At 46.4% G+C, this 15,789-nt stretch carries 16 protein-coding genes and 1 riboswitch; of the genes, 1 reads left to right on the forward strand and 15 read right to left on the reverse strand.

Annotation, left to right across the window (positions count from 1 at the left end):
- Nucleotides 1–11: 11 nt before the first annotated feature.
- From rsmB to IGK63_RS15855, 11 genes are all read right to left on the reverse strand, one after another.
- A complete protein-coding gene (gene rsmB, locus IGK63_RS15805) occupies nucleotides 12–1,370 on the reverse strand; it encodes a 16S rRNA (cytosine(967)-C(5))-methyltransferase RsmB (RefSeq protein ID WP_016612057.1) in 1,359 nt (452 codons plus the stop codon).
- Nucleotides 1,360–2,313 (reverse strand): methionyl-tRNA formyltransferase, encoded by a 954-nt coding sequence (gene fmt, locus IGK63_RS15810; RefSeq protein ID WP_008381712.1) that lies wholly within the window; start codon nucleotides 2,311–2,313, stop codon nucleotides 1,360–1,362. Before fmt ends, rsmB begins: the two co-directional genes overlap by 11 nt.
- Nucleotides 2,306–2,797, reverse strand: a complete 492-nt coding sequence (gene def / locus IGK63_RS15815) for a peptide deformylase (RefSeq protein ID WP_005230314.1) — start codon at nucleotides 2,795–2,797, stop codon at nucleotides 2,306–2,308. Before def ends, fmt begins: the two co-directional genes overlap by 8 nt.
- Nucleotides 2,798–2,807: 10 nt before the next feature.
- The gene (priA, locus tag IGK63_RS15820; protein WP_016612055.1) at nucleotides 2,808–5,210 is read right to left on the reverse strand and encodes a primosomal protein N'; all 2,403 of its coding nucleotides are present in this window, start codon (nucleotides 5,208–5,210) and stop codon (nucleotides 2,808–2,810) included.
- 128 nt (nucleotides 5,211–5,338) lie between these two features.
- Nucleotides 5,339–5,644 carry a DNA-directed RNA polymerase subunit omega gene (gene rpoZ, locus IGK63_RS15825; RefSeq protein WP_005232977.1) on the reverse strand — a complete coding sequence of 102 codons (306 nt, stop codon included), beginning with the start codon at nucleotides 5,642–5,644 and terminating at the stop codon, nucleotides 5,339–5,341.
- A gap of 5 nt (nucleotides 5,645–5,649) precedes the next feature.
- Entirely contained in the window at nucleotides 5,650–6,264 is a 615-nt protein-coding gene (gene gmk, locus IGK63_RS15830; RefSeq protein WP_005230308.1) for a guanylate kinase, read from the reverse strand.
- Nucleotides 6,265–6,388: 124 nt separating this feature from the next.
- Nucleotides 6,389–6,670: a hypothetical protein gene (locus IGK63_RS15835; RefSeq protein WP_005230307.1), complete on the reverse strand. Its 282-nt coding sequence runs from the start codon at nucleotides 6,668–6,670 to the stop codon at nucleotides 6,389–6,391.
- Between the two features lie 13 nt (nucleotides 6,671–6,683).
- Complete coding sequence (locus tag IGK63_RS15840) at nucleotides 6,684–7,568, reverse strand: YicC/YloC family endoribonuclease (protein WP_008381708.1); 885 nt, start codon at nucleotides 7,566–7,568, stop codon at nucleotides 6,684–6,686.
- Between the two features lie 27 nt (nucleotides 7,569–7,595).
- Nucleotides 7,596–7,811, reverse strand: coding sequence for a YdbC family protein (locus IGK63_RS15845; protein ID WP_005230288.1), 216 nt, complete (start codon nucleotides 7,809–7,811; stop codon nucleotides 7,596–7,598).
- The gene (locus IGK63_RS15850) at nucleotides 7,804–9,468 is read right to left on the reverse strand and encodes a patatin-like phospholipase family protein (protein ID WP_016612052.1); all 1,665 of its coding nucleotides are present in this window, start codon (nucleotides 9,466–9,468) and stop codon (nucleotides 7,804–7,806) included. Before IGK63_RS15850 ends, IGK63_RS15845 begins: the two co-directional genes overlap by 8 nt.
- Before the next feature lie 75 nt (nucleotides 9,469–9,543).
- Entirely contained in the window at nucleotides 9,544–10,260 is a 717-nt protein-coding gene (locus IGK63_RS15855) for a class A sortase (RefSeq protein ID WP_005232974.1), read from the reverse strand.
- Nucleotides 10,261–10,491: 231 nt separating this feature from the next.
- Between IGK63_RS15855 and IGK63_RS15860 the strand changes: the two genes are divergently transcribed.
- Complete coding sequence (locus tag IGK63_RS15860) at nucleotides 10,492–11,280, forward strand: hypothetical protein (protein ID WP_005232973.1); 789 nt, start codon at nucleotides 10,492–10,494, stop codon at nucleotides 11,278–11,280.
- A 55-nt stretch (nucleotides 11,281–11,335) separates the two neighbouring features.
- Here IGK63_RS15860 and thiT read toward each other — a convergent pair whose 3' ends face one another.
- The 4 genes from thiT to purR form a co-directional block, all read right to left on the reverse strand.
- Nucleotides 11,336–11,908 carry an energy-coupled thiamine transporter ThiT gene (gene thiT, locus IGK63_RS15865; protein WP_008381706.1) on the reverse strand — a complete coding sequence of 191 codons (573 nt, stop codon included), beginning with the start codon at nucleotides 11,906–11,908 and terminating at the stop codon, nucleotides 11,336–11,338.
- Between the two features lie 52 nt (nucleotides 11,909–11,960).
- Nucleotides 11,961–12,062, reverse strand: a riboswitch (TPP riboswitch).
- 181 nt (nucleotides 12,063–12,243) lie between these two features.
- Nucleotides 12,244–13,218 (reverse strand): ribose-phosphate diphosphokinase, encoded by a 975-nt coding sequence (locus IGK63_RS15870; RefSeq protein WP_008381705.1) that lies wholly within the window; start codon nucleotides 13,216–13,218, stop codon nucleotides 12,244–12,246.
- 116 nt (nucleotides 13,219–13,334) lie between these two features.
- A complete protein-coding gene (gene glmU / locus IGK63_RS15875) occupies nucleotides 13,335–14,708 on the reverse strand; it encodes a bifunctional UDP-N-acetylglucosamine diphosphorylase/glucosamine-1-phosphate N-acetyltransferase GlmU (protein ID WP_034871957.1) in 1,374 nt (457 codons plus the stop codon).
- A gap of 177 nt (nucleotides 14,709–14,885) precedes the next feature.
- Nucleotides 14,886–15,710: a pur operon repressor gene (gene purR / locus IGK63_RS15880; protein ID WP_008381701.1), complete on the reverse strand. Its 825-nt coding sequence runs from the start codon at nucleotides 15,708–15,710 to the stop codon at nucleotides 14,886–14,888.
- Nucleotides 15,711–15,789 lie beyond the last annotated feature (79 nt).

A 15,789-nucleotide genomic window follows, 5' to 3' on the forward strand; every position in this document is an offset into this window, starting at 1 on the left:
CTTTCACCTCGTTACTTTTTGCGTAGACAACTGATAAAAAAGCCATCTGTCATAAAATCTTGCGGATAGATCGTCAACATATCCTCTTGAACAGCTTCGGCTGCCAGCGGTCCTACCGCAAGAGGCATTTGCTCAAATTCAGGATGGTCAGCGAGAAACGCTGCCACGACTTGTTGATTTTCTTCCTCTAGAATCGTACATGTGCTGTAGACCATTATACCCGATTTTTTCAAGGTTGGGGCGGCACTTTCCAAAATCTCTCGCTGAATCTGCGGCAAGCGTTGGAAATCGGCCTCCGTCTTGCTGTATTTAATGTCCGGCTTACGGCGCATCAACCCTAATCCAGAACAAGGGGCATCCACTAAGATGCGATCAAATTGTTCGGGGGCAAAGGTTTGAGCCGTCTCTCGGGCATCCATCACGCGGGTTTCCACAACTGCTTCTACGCCTAAACGTTGGGCATTTTGCTGAATCAGCTTAACTTTATGGGCATGGATATCCAGTGCTGTCACTTTGCCGCCCTCTGCGGCAGACAAGAAGGCAGCGATATGGGTCGTTTTGCCTCCTGGTGCGGCGCACGCATCCAATACTTGATGGTCCCGGGCTACTTGTAAAACGGGGGCAACCAGCATCGAACTTTCATCTTGGATCGTCAGTAAGCCTTCTTTGTAGAGGGAAGAGCCCGCCATAAAGCCTTTGTCAGCCACAACCCCATAGGGGGAAAGCTCACTTGGTCGTGCGTCAATGCCTTCTTCTTGTAGCCGTTCGATCGCTGCTGCTTGCGAGATGCGCTGCAGATCGATACGACCACTGGCATGATTGGGTTCAAATAGGGCATAGCCTAGCTCACTGGTTTCTTCGATCCCAATTTGTTTGACTAGTTTCTTCGTTAGCCATAAGGGCAGGCTGATTTCCGTTGCTAAACGTTCCATTGGGTCTTTAATCAATGCCAAGTCTGGCACTCCTTGTCGTTGGATCGTGCGCAGCACGCCATTGACGAATTTACCAGTCCCCGGATTGCCTTTGGCTTTCGCAATATCCACGGCTTCATGAATGATGGCATGGGCGGGTACTTTATCGAGATACAGCATCTGATACAAGGAAAGCCGCAGCAGCGTTTTGACCCACGGGTCGACTTTGCGGGCATTTTTAATAAACCGGTCCAAATAATAATCCAATAAAAGCTGACGACTGATGGTGCCGTACACCAATTCAGTCAGTAAGCGACCGTCCTTGTCATTTAAACGCCCTTGATTCATCAATTCCCGCAGCAGTAGATTGGAATAAGCACCGCCTTTTTCGATTCGCAACAACGCTTCTAGTGCCACAAAACGCACTGTATATTGTATGTCTCCAAGATTACGCTTCATAGGTACCTACCTGATCCCCTTTTTGAATCTGTTGTCCACTGCCGTTTAAGAATGCGGCAATGTCTTGTCGGCCTTTTCCAGCTGGCTGCAATTCATCGATAGCCAATACCGTGCCTTCCCCACAAGCGATCAGCAACGTTTTTTTCGTCCGTTCAATGATCGTTCCTGGCTGGGCTGTCGTCGTTTGCTCCAGCGGTGTTACTTGCCAAAGCTTCCAGCGGTTGCCGTTTTGTGTCGTAAAGGCGATCGGCCATGGCCGCATGCCTCGGACTTGGGCATCGATTTGCACCGCCGTTTTCTGCCAGTCGATGGCTTCTTGTTCACGGCTGATATTCGGCGAGAAGGTGACTTTCGCTTCTTCTTGCGGAACCGGCTGCAACTCTCCTGACAAGATTTTCGGCAGGGTTTCCAGCAGCAAGTCTTTGCCTAATAGGCTCAACTTATCAAACATCGTCCCCACATCATCTTGGGCCGTGATCGGCAAATGAGCTTGAGCAAAAATACCGCCAGCATCCATTTTTTTGATCATTTCCATGATGGTTACACCCGTTTCTTGCTCGCCTTCCATGATGGCATAATGCACAGGTGCTCCGCCACGGTATTTCGGTAGTAGGGACGCATGAACGTTGATAGCGCCATACTTCGGTACTTCTAGTAAAGCACTAGGTAAAAATTGGCCGAAAGCTGCCGTGATCAGCAGATCAGGTGCTAAAGCTTGAATCTGCTCCATTTCTGGTGACCCACTGATTTTTTCTGGTTGTAAAACCAACAAGCCATGCTTCAACGCCGCTTCTTTGACGGGTGTCGGAGTGATGGTTTTTTTGCGACCGACGGGACGATCCGGCTGTGTCACGACTGCTGCCACTTCATAGCCGGCTTCAAGCAAGCCTTCTAAAATTGGGACGGAAAACGCCGGGGTACCCATAAAGACGATTTTAGTCATTTTCATGTTCCTCCATATACTTTTCTAAGTCTTCTTCAGGAATGCGTTCGACGAGCTTGTCGACAAACAGCACGCCATTTAAATGATCGATCTCATGCTGCATCGCACGCGCCAAGTAGCCGAATGCTTCCACTTCCATTTCTTCTCCTTCTCGATCGAAATAGCGGACAGTGATCTCGTCTGCTCGTTTGACGGTCCCAAAGGTGTGGGGAATACTCAAGCAGCCTTCCACATCAAGGGATTCACCAGAAGAAGCGATGATCTCAGGGTTGATCATTTCAAAGCGATCGTCTTCTTCGACTTCCACGATCGCCACTTGCAGGTTTTTGCCGACTTGCGGTGCGGCAATACCGATCCCGTCATGGGCGACCATCGTTTCATAAAGGTCGTCTAGTAGCTGAACGAGTTCATCGGTAATTACTTTGACGGGTTTTGCTTGCCGACGAAGACGTTCATCGGGGGTGATAATAATAGGATAACGCATATTTTCTCCTCTAAATAAAATTCAACGGCTCTTGGTCAATCGATACGTACAATCCTTTGCGCTGATCGATTTGACTTTGATCCAACAGACGGGTCAACAAAGCAGGTAGCTGCGGTTCATTTTTGTATTTAATGATCAATTGGTAGTAATAGCGGTTTTTTACCCGCAAAATCGCACTTGGTGCCGGACCCAACAAAATACTGCGCGGTGACAGCTCCTGCTGCAGATCCCGCGCAATCGCAAACATCTTCTGAGCGGCGACTTGCTCTTCGGGATGGCTGCAGGTGATTTTGACGGTGAAATAATACGGTGGATAACCGCTTTGGTGCCGCATCCACATCTCTTTTTGATAGAAATCTTCGTAGTCTTGCGACTGCGCCAACTGGATGGCATAGTGCTCAGGGTTGAATGTTTGGATCACCACTTCGCCGGTTTTTTCCGCCCGACCTGCCCGACCACTGACCTGAGTCAGCAGCTGGAACGTCCGTTCACTCGAACGAAAATCTGGCAAGTTCAAGGCCGTATCGGCATTCAAGACCCCTACCAGCGTGATATCAGGAAAATCCAAGCCTTTGGCGATCATTTGAGTCCCTAACAAAATATCCGCTTTTTTCTCCCCAAACAAGGTCAAGATTTTTTCGTGGGCGCCTTTTTTGCGGGTGGTATCGACATCCATCCGTAAAACCCGCGCTTCGGGAAACAGTTCCTTCAACTCTTCTTCCACTTTTTGCGTGCCCGTTCCGTAATAACGAATCTTGTCTGCATTACAGTTGGGGCAACGATGGGGGATGTGTTCTTCATGTCCGCAATAATGACAGCGCATCGTTTTGGTATCCATATGGAGCGTCAAGGAGATGTCGCAATTTGGGCAAGGCAAAACATACCCACAATCGCGGCACATCACGAAGGAAGAGTAGCCGCGCCGATTCAGCAGCAAGACGATCTGTTCTTTCCGGGCCAAGCGGTCTGTGATTTTTTCCTGTAACGGACGAGAAAAGGTTTGATACTTTTTGTTGGCAAATTCGGTACGCATATCCACGACTTCGATCTGCGGTAATTGCGCACTGGTTTTTGCCCGCTGATTCAATTTCAATAAGCGGTAGACTTCTTTTTGGGCCCGAGCACGAGATTCTAATGACGGCGTCGCACTACCTAACACCACTGGACAATGATGGTACTGGCTGCGCCAAATCGCTAAATCTCTCGCATGGTAACGAGGGGCTTCATCTTGCTTGTAGGAAGCTTCGTGCTCCTCATCGACGATGATGACCCCGATGTTTTTCAACGGAGCAAAAATCGCCGAGCGGGCGCCAACCACCACCTGCGCCTCCCCACGTTCGATCTTACGCCATTCATCGTATTTTTCACCTTGGGACAAGCCGCTGTGTAAAACAGCCACTGCGTCGCCGAGACGGCTTTTAAAGCGTTCGACCATTTGCGGGGTCAAAGCGATCTCCGGTACGAGCATGATCGCGGTTTTGCCTTGTTTCAGCAATTGGGCGATCGCTTGCAGATAGACTTCTGTTTTTCCACTGCCGGTGATCCCTTCCAGTAAAAAAGTCTGCGCCTCTTGGTTATCCGCACAAGCAGTGATTTGCGCTACTGCAGCTGCCTGTTCTTCATTTAATTCAAGGGGGACCGTTTTTTGAAATTGACGGTCTTTGTAAGGATCACGGTAGGCTTCAACTTCCGTAAAGGTCAGCCAGCCAGCTTCTTGTGCTTGGTTCAAAGCCGCGGTGGAAATCCCTTGTTCGGTAAAAAAGGAAACCGGCAAGCGGGCTTCCTCTGTCAAAATCTGTAAGATTTCCAGCTTGCGTTTGGCCCCTTTGCGCAGCTGTTGCTGGACGGCGGGGATTTCTGCTGGCTCGATCTTACGTTCAATATAACGGGTCATTTTCGCTTTGTTTTTATTTTTCACGAGGTACTGCAGTTCAACTACTGCGGCTTCCCGCAAAGGCTTCAACTGCGGCAGCAGCCCTGCACTTTCGGCGGCTTGCCAGCTGAGGATGCCGTCTTCGGGAAAATATTCTTTGATGGGATGATTTCCTTCGAGTAAAACGATCTGCTTTTGGTACTCGGCTTTCATCACACTAGGCAGCATCGTCTGCAAGCAAGTAATCTTAAAGGCAAAGGTCGTTTCCTTCATGTAGTCGGCTAATTGGAGAAGTTCTTCATTGACGACAGGCGACAAATCCAACAAACGAACGATTGGTTTTAAGGTCTGTTGCGGTTCGGCAACTTCTGAAAGCCCGACGACGAACCCTTGGATATGACGGTCACCTTTGCCAAATGGCACTTCGACCCGCATTCCTGTCTCAATGGCGGCTTGTAATTCTGATGGGATCAGATAAGTAAAAGGCTGATCGGTCTGCATCGTGGGAACATCCACGATCACTTCTGCTATGTACGCCATCTCTTCTCCTCCTTTTAGGTTCTATTTTACTAAATGGGCTGGGGTTTGTCTGTACCCCTTACAAAAATTTAACCATCGCCATTCAAAAGAAAAAGCCAGAACACAGGCGTGCTCTAGCTTGCTTTTGTCTATAGCTTTTGTTCGTCGCGGATACGCGCTTCTAATTCTTTTTGTTCTTGGTCTTTTTGCGCTTTGCGCTCTTCTTGTTCCATTTTCAAGCGGGCACGCTTGATCTCTGGATGAGGATCATTAACGACTAATTCCGCTTCGATTTCTTCAAGCGCTTGACCCACGCTTTTCACTGAATCAAAGTTTTCTAATGTTGCTTGCGCACCGGCATCAAGTTCATGCGCCCGTTTGCTTGCTAAGATCACTAATGAATATTTTGAGTTGACACGATCCAACAAAGAATCGATTGAAGGTTTTAACATCATATTTCTTACAGCTCCTCTAACATTTTGATATAGGTTCCGATCACTCGGTCAACGCGAAAATGTTCACTCGAAATAATTTCGCGAATTCGTTGGACTGCCTTAGGTACTTCATCATTGACAACGGCATAATCATACAAAGCCATCATTTCGATTTCTTCACGGGCGACACGCATCCGTTCATCGATCACTTCGGCAGAGTCGGTTCCTCTTCCTGTAATACGAGAGCGTAATTCTGCCAGATCAGGTGGCGTCAGAAAAATAAACACACCATCGGGAACTTTGTCTTTTACTTGTTTTGCCCCTTGCACTTCGATCTCTAAAAATACATCTTTTCCTTGATCCAGTGTTTGTTGGACATAAGATAATGGGGTGCCATAATAATTGCCGACATATTCGGCGTATTCCAGCATTTCACCGGCTTCGATCAAGGCTTCAAATTCTTCCCGCGTGCGGAAATAGTAATCGACCCCTTCCACTTCCCCCTCGCGTTTTTGACGAGTGGTCATTGAAACGGAATATTGAAAATCGTTGTCGTCACTCTCAAAAATTGCTTTGCGCACGGTCCCTTTCCCTACTCCGGAAGGTCCTGATAAAACTATAAGTAATCCTCGCTCTGACATAATGACGTCCTTTCACTGACATTTGCTTAACGTCTATTTTGCACTTTTTTTCAGCAACTTTCAAGAACTACTTTATTATAATGGGAATTTCATGAAATTGCTAGTCTACACTTCGGCTGCTTTCTTAAAAGCCCATGTTGCTTAAGGTATTGATGACCCCTGCTAATTCGTCTTTGGCAGTGATCGCTTTTTCGGTCGGATCCGTCACTTCTTGGCAATCGATACGTACGATGTACCGACGATTTAAAGAAACAGCTACGCCATCAACTAGTAGATGAAGAAAATCCGGCTCGATGGCTACGCAGGCATCTTCCCACGCAGAGAAATTCTCTTTATCAGAGGGAATACTGCGCTTGATGACATTTTTTCCGCTCAGTTCGTGAAAGGTGATATCGTAATATTTCATTGGTTCATTCCTCCTACTCGATGTTTTGAACTTGTTCTCTGATTTTCTCAATGATCGTCTTCATTTGGACGACACTGTTTTTGATTTGGATCGGACTTGATTTTGAGCCAATCGTATTGACTTCTCGGTTCATCTCTTGGATCAAGAAATCCAGCTCTCGACCTATCGGCGTCTCAGCTGCCAGCAGCTCCGTCATCGTCGTTAAATGGATACTTAAACGATCCAGTTCTTCGTGGATATCGCCGCGTTCTAATAAAATCGCCAACTCTGTCAGTAAACGATCGCGCTCGACTTCTTCCCCTAGATAGGCAGTCAGTTTCTTTTCAAAGCGTTCTTGGTAGTCCGCTTCATAGAGGGTCACGAATTGTTTGAGTTCTGTTAGTTTTTCCTGCAGCTGTCGCTGATTTTCTTGTAAGATCTGCAGAATGCCTTGCCCTTCCACCCAGCGGCTTTGGTCGATCGCTGCCAACGCTTGGTCTAATGCTTCCATCACGCCATCGGCTAAGGTGCTTTCTTCTGGCTCTTGATCAGAGATCGTTAGAAAAGCCTCATGGAGCAGGAATTGTTCCAGCAATGCTGCTTTTGGCAGCTCTGTCAGGTCAAAACGGGCGTTGGCTTCGGTATCGATCTCCTGCATGAAACGTTCCAGCAGGTCCCATTGGATCTCGATCTGTTTCGTATTTGCGGTTTTTTCTTTTAACGTCACATACAATTCGATTCGCCCCCGCTGGAGGGTCTGCTTGATCGACTGCCGTAAAGCACCTTCTAGAGGATTCAATTGTTTGGGCATTCGCAGCTGCAGGTCCAAAAAGCGCTGATTGACACTTTTGATCTCAATTTCGATCTGCACATCTGGCGTTTCTGCACTGCCTTTGCCAAAACCAGTCATACTTTTCATTTGATCACTCCTCACCCTTTTGCTTTCTTACATGGAAAGCAGGGCTTTTTTAAGTTCTGCAAATTCTTCATTGGATAAGGTCACGCCTTTGCCCATCTTCTCGTGCTCTGGGCCCCAATCTCTCAGATCAAATTTTGGCGGACGCCCATTCCAGCTCACCAAATTCAATTCTTTGCGCCAGCCTCTTTGATTTTCCGAAAGCACGGCGATCTCTTCAACGATTTCATACGAAAATTTATCCATTTTCTGCTCCTTTCAAAAGATAGTGACTATACGCTGCCATTAAAGCAGTCAGCGGGTAACGCCGACGAATCTGCTGAAGGGCGGGCAGATTCAATTGCTGCGTCCGATAAAAAAAGAAAAAGCGGTTTTGCTCGGACAAGACAAAAAAACGGTCGCGATAATAGCTCAGCCACTCGGTGATCGACCAGGCATCGGCTTCTTCCACTGCCTTTAGCGCAATTTTTTCAGCTAAAGCCGTTAGAATCGTTTCCTGCTCATAAATCACCGTAGGCGCTAGATACAATACTTTCGCGGTACACTCTATCAGTATACGCCCCCACTGCTCAAATGGCACATCCTGTTGATAGAATTTACGCATTTTTTTCCAAAATTCTTTTTTCTTTAGTTCCTGATAAAGCAACGGGTCTGTCTGGCGTAGCTCTTTCAAAAAGCCCCGCCATAACGGCTGAAAATCAACCGTCTTTTCAAAGGTATACCAATGGCCTTGGTATTTGCCGAACACTTTCAAGGTTTCCAAATAGCCCAAGGTCATATTATCCAGCGAACGCTGGGCATCAAAAACCAAAAAGCTGCCTAAGGACCAAGGAGACCCTAACGAAAGTTGCGCAGTTTCTTCCGTCAAAACCGTCCTTTTATTGATGCCGGGTCCTTGGACATCCACGGTGATACATTCCGTTGCCCCTTGCTGTAGAGCGACATCGATGGGCAGGTTGTTGCGATAGCCGCCATCGATATAATAGGCATCATTGATTTTTTGCGCCTGCATCGCTGGATAAAATGAGGCGGATGCCAATAACCAATGCAGGTTTTCTTCTACTGCTGATGGATCAAAGGCATAAACCGTCTCCTTGAAATCTGGCAGACGAGTCGTACAGATCAGCAAACGACAAGCAGTTTGGCTGAATTTTTCTTGATCAAAGGTCTTTTGCAAAAGCTTTGCCAAGGGTTCAGTACTGGCGCCGTTGCTTTTGACCGCTTCTCGGACCAGCGAGTTGGCTTGATTCATCAAATCCCGCAGCGTTTGGGCTCGTACCGAAGCAAGCGGATAGTGCAATACTTGCTCGCTGGAGATATTTGCCCATAAATCGACGGCCGCTTCCACATCGTTCATTAAAATCAAGGCACCATTCAACGCACCGACGGAAGTTCCTGTGATCCATTCAAAGGTGATGCCCCGTTCTTGCAGCGCTTGCCAAACCCCGATTTGATACGCCCCATGAGCACCGCCACCGCCTAAAACCAGCGCCGTCTGATAAGCTAGCGCTCTTTGATACCCTTGAGGGACCACCTGATACCCTTGCTGGATAAACCATTCAGCCAAGGGGGGCCGATGAGGAAGCTGCCACAAGACGGCTGCTACAAAGCGACTGCGGGCGAAGCTTTCTGTCACGGCCAGCAGTTGTTTCCAAGTAAACTCGGCGGCCGCTTCCACCAGCAGATTGGTGATGGTCAGTGTCTTTTGGTCAAAATCAAACTGCCCGGCAAGGTAAAAGCGGCCATAACGGCTGTCGATCTGCCAGCCCTGCTGCGCCATGTCGGCAAGAAAGGCTCGTCGCGCTTTTGAGTGCGACTCAAAAAAGGAAAAGACGAGTCGGCTTTCTTGAAACCCTGCCCTTTGTGCAAGAAAATCGATCGAAGTCAGTTTTTTCACTTTCATCAAGACGCCTCCTTAAGCAAAAAAGAATAGACGAATGACACGCCAGCTGCCGTACCACTCGAGCTATTCTTTTGATTAAAATGTTCGTTGTGCCATGTTGAATGCTGCCAACATCTCATCCGTTGCTTCGTCGACAGGCGTTACAGATTCCAGATCACCTTGGATCACACGACGGGTGACACCGCCCATTTCCCCACAGGTGATCAGCGTGATCATTTTGCGGCCTTCTACTTCGTCAAGCAAATAAACATCGGTCGGGTCGACCCGCACAGAAGAAGTCGCAGTATACGTGTAAATATTTTCCAGATCGGTCACATAGATAGCCGCCCCGATCGCGACATCATCCAATGGTGTAAACAGGAGCTCTGGCGATTGAGCGCGATGGCTAGCTAACGCGTAATTGCCTTCCCCCATTTTTTGGGTGGGACTTAACGTACCAGCACCATACAGCAAGGCCTCGTTGGCCAAGCCTTTAAAAATCGGCAGATTGATCCCAACACTGGGAACCGCCACGCCGCCGATCACTGGCAAAGCTTTGTTGCTCAGCTGCGCCCGTAAGACTGCTTCTGAACTTGCCGGCTCCACGGCATCAAAATCAAAGGTCGCTTCCGCTTCCATATTTTTTTCGACCTCACTACGATCAATGGTGCCGACTGCGTATGCTTCACCTGTTTGTTTAATAAAATAATTTTTGATTTGATTATTAAAAATCAATGCTAAACCAATCAATAACAGCACAAGCAAAAAGAGATTGCTCAGCCAATTCGAAAGTCTGCTTTTCTTTTTTCTCATAGGTTCTCGTCTCCATTAGTTTCTTCTTTTATCATACCAAAATCCTCATAAAGACGCCAATTTTGGCCAGTTTTTTTACGAAAAGACAAGATTTGCCTTTTTTTGTCGAAAAAGGGAACTTAAAAATTGTTTTTTCTGTTATTTTGTAATATAACTTTAAACGAAAAGATACAAGCAATTTTCAGCGCTTTGTTGTAGAATGAACTTAGTATATAGGAGGGATCGATCGGCATGTCTAACACGATTTACGTACATATTGATACAACCAGCAATGCCGTCTTGACCCGCGGGCTTGCCCCCCAAGATTTTAACAAGAGCATCGTCCATCAGCCCAAGAATTTGCTCTTGCTTGATCCTTCCAGTGATTTCGGCGAATTCGACGGTCATACGGGCTTAAAAGTGATACGCGGAATGGAAGATGTCCAACTGTTTTTTCAGCAAATCAACAAAGGTCGCATTGCCGAAGAAATGAAGTGGATCGATTTTAATGATTACGAGATGGTCAAAGAATTGACGCCTTTAGAGATCTCCGAATTGTTATATTTTGGCCACATGAAGACACACCTCCACTCCCCTTTCTTTTACAAACTGCAAAATAACTTTGTTTTCTTTGACTTAAAAGATGCACGTTCCCGCGTTTATTATCGCTACTTAGATGAATATTACCGAATCTTGGCGGATCGGATCACCCGCATCGTCTTAGAAAAAATCAATGATCGCCTCTCCTTTTTTAAAAAAGCAACACCGGTGGAAAAACTCGATTTTAATTTGCTGAAAGAGTTGCGGGGAATCATGCAAGAAGGCATCGTCTTCTGTCTGACACAAGAACAACTGATCGATAAAACTTATACGATTCCGATCTATCTGTCAGAAGATGCTGGCTTGAAAAGCACATTGGTCAATCAAAAAGAGTTAGATCAAATTGCAGTTTTGCGCTACTCAGCCAGCAAAAAAAACTGGTCGTTGGAAATTGATCAAGAAGATTTGGCTTTTGGCTTTTTCGACAAAAAAATGTCTTGATGCTTCTCTTTTTCAAAGAGCATCAAGACATTTTTTCATGGTTCCATTTCTAAAACTAAGCTTTAGGCACAAATAATTTCGGGGCTGCCTTAACTAAGAGACCTAATACAACGCCCACATAAACGATATTGATGATGACCGATGTTCCATTGAAGATCAAGGAATACAGATACGGACTTTGTCCTTCTGGTGCGTACATTCCCCAGACAAAAACCCCTGCCCAATAATGCCAAAACCAACGGCTAATCACCGCCACGATGCCCCCTAAGACGACATACCACGTAACGGTTTTGCTGTTTTGACGGATCGCTTGCTGGATTTTATTAGCAAACAAGCCGCCCATCCCGCCAAAAGCAAAGGCAAAGGGATATTCAAAGATGATCTGTGGAACGGTGATAAAGTTACGCATGGCGCTACCAATCAAAATATTCAGCAAGCCCCACATAAATCCCGCCGTCATTCCCGGCAGCACCCCGCGACGATACGAATACAAGACCAAGGGCACGAGCCCTAGAGACAAGTCGATACTGGAATTGGCTGTCTGGATCGGGATATACGACAAGACGACCCCGATAGCAGCAATCATCGTTCCTTCCGTCCACACTTGCAGCGACATTTTTCGTTTCAAAAAAAACTCCTCCTTTAGAATCATCACAATTCACAAAGGAGAAGTGTTAGACACTTCAACTCGTCACAATTCCTACGTTCGCATGATCGAAACAGGTACGAAGGGTTTAGAGTACTCTCATTCTCAGCCTTTGCAGACTCCCCTTTGTGATTAGATTCTATTTTATTTTGTGCTTGCGTTTCGCAAGTCACTTTCAAGAATACCATAAATTGGTGAAAAGAAACATGACTGCGATCGTTTTTTCTAAAAACATCCTGAAACTCCTCAGAAAAAAACAACCAATGAGCGGTTAAAGACCGACCATTGGCTGTTGTTCTCATGCTTATGAGGCACGATTAAATTGATAATTTTGATTCAAACAGTGGACTTACTGGTTTGTTCTCATGGATTCGTTTGATCGCTTCGCCCATCAAGGCACCAACACTGATCTCATCGATTTTTTTCGACTTACGGTCTTCTGGCAAGTAAATCGAATCTGTCACAACTAGATGCTCAATGGCCGAATCTTCGATTCGTTCCAAGGCAGGTCCTGACAAGACAGGGTGAGTACATGAGGCGTAAACACTTTTGGCACCTGCTTGTTTCAACGCATTCGCAGCCAATGTGATGGTACCAGCAGTATCGATCATATCGTCGATCAAGACACAAGTTTTGCCTTCAACATGACCAATGATATTCATGACTTCCGCTACGTTGGCTTTCGGACGACGTTTGTCGATGATCGCGATTGGTGACTTAAGAAACTCAGCTAATTTGCGGGCACGAGTCACGCCACCGTGGTCTGGTGAAACGACTACGACGTCATCGCCTTGAATGCCTCTTTCCAAGAAGTAGTTGGCGATCAATGGTGCACCCATCAAGTGGTCAACTGGGATATCAAAGAACCCTTGAATCTGTGAAGCATGCAAATCCAGTGTAACCATACGGTTCGCACCGGCTTTTTCGATCATGTTTGCTACAAGTTTTGCGGTGATTGGTTCTCTTGATCGCGCTTTGCGGTCTTGTCTTGCATAACCATAATAAGGCATTACTACATTGATCGTCTTCGCACTGGCGCGCTTCAAAGCATCGATCATGATCAGCAATTCCATTAGGTTATCGTTTACAGGGCTGCTGGTTGATTGAATCACGTAGACGTGGGCACCACGAATACTTTCTTCAATATTCACTTGGATTTCACCATCGCTAAATTGTTTGACTGAACACTTACCTAATTCAACACCTACTGCAGCTGCGATTTTTTCCGCCAAAGGACGATTTGAGTTCAGAGAAAAAATCTTCAATCTTGGATCAAAATAATGATTTGACATGAGAACCTCCACTTTCTTTGCGTTCATCTAGAAAAAAATGACTCCTTTTTACTAGAATCTTCTTCCTAATAAATAGTAGTCATTTTTCCTTAAGAAATCAAGTCATTTCGCTATTTCTAATTTAGATAAGGTAACTTTTTCGCGTAATCCGCTTTATTTTCCTGACGGGCGCGGGCAATCGCCATACTGTGTTTAGGAACATCTTTGGTGATCGTTGAGCCAGCAGCGATCATCGTTTCCTCTTCGATGGTCAAGGGCGCAACCAGATTAGACCCGGAGCCGATAAAGCAATTGTCCCCGACAGTCGTTTTGAATTTGCTCTTGCCGTCATAATTAACAAAGACTACACCGCAGCCGACATTGATGTTTTTGCCTAAGGTTGCATCACCGACATAGGACAAGTGTCCGACTTTGGTGCCTTCACCAATTGTCGCATTTTTGATTTCCACAAAGTTACCGATATGGGCATGGGCCAAAATTTCCGCATTGGGGCGAAGGTGGGCATTGGGACCGACATCGGCGCCATCATGAATGATGCTCTCCTCGATCGTCGATGCCTTGATCGTCACTTGGTTGCCGATCTTGCTGTCTTCAATTTCAGAAGCTGCCGTAATGACACAGTCTTCTCCGATCGTCGTCTGCCCTTTGATGATCACACCGGCTTCGATCAAGGTATCTGAACCAATCACAACGCCTTCGTCGATATAAGTCGTCGCCGGGTCGATCAAGGTCACGCCGTTTTGCATGTGTTGACGGTTGATCCGCTGGCGCATCAAGCGATTGGCTTCGGCTAAGGCGATGCGGTCGTTGACTCCTAAAGATTCATGGAAATCTTCGGTTTGATAAGCAGCGATGATTTTGCCGTCTTCCTTTAAGATCTCGATAATATCAGTCAAGTAGTACTCCCCTTGAGCATTGTCCGTATCTAATTTTGCCAAGGCGTCAAATAACAATTCATTGTCAAAGCAATACGTGCCTGTATTGATTTCTTGGATCAGTGCTTCTTCGGTCGACGCATCTTTTTGCTCGACGATTTTTTCCACGATGCCGACATGATCCCGTACGATCCGGCCATAGCCCGTTGGGTCTGCCGCTTGTGCCGTCAAGATCGTTGCCGATGCATTTTTCCCTTGATGGTAATCGAACAAGTTATTCAAGGTTTCCGTCGTCAATAACGGCGTATCCCCACTAATTACTAAGGTCGTGCCTTTTTTGCCCTTTAAAAATGATTCGGCTTGAACGACAGCGTGACCGGTACCTAATTGTTCGGCTTGTAAGGCGTAATTGGTGCGATCCCCCAGTTGCTCCTTGACCATTTCCGCCCCGTGACCAACGATCGTCACGATCTCTTCAGGATTTGTTTCCACCACTCGGTTCATGATGTGCTCCACCATTGGCTTACCGCAAACCGGATGTAACACTTTATATAACTTCGATTTCATGCGCGTGCCTTTTCCAGCCGCTAAAATTATTGCAAAACGTGCGTCCACGTATTCCACTCCTATCAATCTGAACGATTTTTGTTCATTGAATTTCCTATAAACAGTTTAGCCCAAGTACTTGTAAATTTCAACGATTTAAGGAATCCCTACCTAGACCAATCAAAAAAAGACTGGCGGCCGCCGTTCGAAAAACAGCTGCTTGCGCCAGTCTAAGAGCCACAAAAATCAGGCTTTTTTCTCAAAATAATTTCCCGGTACTACCGAGATCGTTTTGGTCTGGGTATCGACATCTTCAACATACAGCAGAGAGCTGTAATCGCTGATGGCCCGCTTGCCTTTGAATTTCGTTTCGGCAAAAACCGTAATACCGACTAATTCGGCTTCAAATTCTTCAATCAAGCTCTTCATCCCATTGACCGTGCCGCCGCCTTTCATAAAGTCATCGACCACCAATACTCTAGAGCCGCGCTTTAAGCTGCGTTTGGATAATTCCATTTTTTCGATCCGCTCTGAAGAACCAGAGACATAATTGACACTCACGGTCGAGCCTTCAGTGATCTTGGAATCACGACGCACGATCACGAAGGGAACATTCAAGTAGTAAGAGACTGCTTGAGCGATCGGAACTCCTTTAGTAGCAACGGTCATCACCGCATCGATTTGTTCGCCTAAATATTTGGAAGCGATGATGCGGCCGACTTGGCGCAGCAATTCCGGTTCGCCCAATAAGTCAGATAGATAGACATAGCCGCCAGGCAACAAACGGTCTTGCTCAGACAAGCGTTTTGCCAGCCCTTCGACGTACGCATACGCTTCTTCTTCAGAAATTTCAGGCACAAAAAAAACACCGCCAGCAGCGCCTGGCACGGTATCAAGAATGCCTGTTCCTCGTTCTTTAAAGGTCTTTTTGATAATAGATAAATCTTCGCTAATCGATGATTTTGCAGAGGCATATCGTTTAGAAAAGAAGGACAATGAAATCAATTCATGGGGATGATTCAACAAGTAATGTGTCATATCGATCAGTCGTTCACTTCGACGTATTTTCACACCGGACAACTCCTTTAGTTTATTCGCCTTATTATAAGGCTTTTTTTGGATAAATGCGAGCATTATCTGAAATATTGCT

Source organism: Enterococcus sp. AZ040, assembly GCF_050499185.1.
Classification (GTDB): Bacteria; Bacillota; Bacilli; order Lactobacillales; family Enterococcaceae; genus Enterococcus_D; species Enterococcus_D entomosocium.

Bases quoted from the DNA above. Each gene is read 5' to 3' on its own strand.
- rsmB (WP_016612057.1), bottom strand. From the start codon at position 1,370: ATGAAGCGTAATCTTGGAGACATACAATATACAGTGCGTTTTGTGGCA.
- fmt (WP_008381712.1), bottom strand. From the start codon at position 2,313: ATGACTAAAATCGTCTTTATGGGTACCCCGGCGTTTTCCGTCCCAATT.
- def (WP_005230314.1), bottom strand. From the start codon at position 2,797: ATGCGTTATCCTATTATTATCACCCCCGATGAACGTCTTCGTCGGCAA.
- priA (WP_016612055.1), bottom strand. From the start codon at position 5,210: ATGGCGTACATAGCAGAAGTGATCGTGGATGTTCCCACGATGCAGACC.
- rpoZ (WP_005232977.1), bottom strand. From the start codon at position 5,644: ATGATGTTAAAACCTTCAATCGATTCTTTGTTGGATCGTGTCAACTCA.
- gmk (WP_005230308.1), bottom strand. From the start codon at position 6,264: ATGTCAGAGCGAGGATTACTTATAGTTTTATCAGGACCTTCCGGAGTA.
- IGK63_RS15835 (WP_005230307.1), bottom strand. From the start codon at position 6,670: ATGAAATATTACGATATCACCTTTCACGAACTGAGCGGAAAAAATGTC.
- IGK63_RS15840 (WP_008381708.1), bottom strand. From the start codon at position 7,568: ATGAAAAGTATGACTGGTTTTGGCAAAGGCAGTGCAGAAACGCCAGAT.
- IGK63_RS15845 (WP_005230288.1), bottom strand. From the start codon at position 7,811: ATGGATAAATTTTCGTATGAAATCGTTGAAGAGATCGCCGTGCTTTCG.
- IGK63_RS15850 (WP_016612052.1), bottom strand. From the start codon at position 9,468: ATGAAAGTGAAAAAACTGACTTCGATCGATTTTCTTGCACAAAGGGCA.
- IGK63_RS15855 (WP_005232974.1), bottom strand. From the start codon at position 10,260: ATGAGAAAAAAGAAAAGCAGACTTTCGAATTGGCTGAGCAATCTCTTT.
- IGK63_RS15860 (WP_005232973.1), top strand. From the start codon at position 10,492: ATGTCTAACACGATTTACGTACATATTGATACAACCAGCAATGCCGTC.
- IGK63_RS15870 (WP_008381705.1), bottom strand. From the start codon at position 13,218: ATGTCAAATCATTATTTTGATCCAAGATTGAAGATTTTTTCTCTGAAC.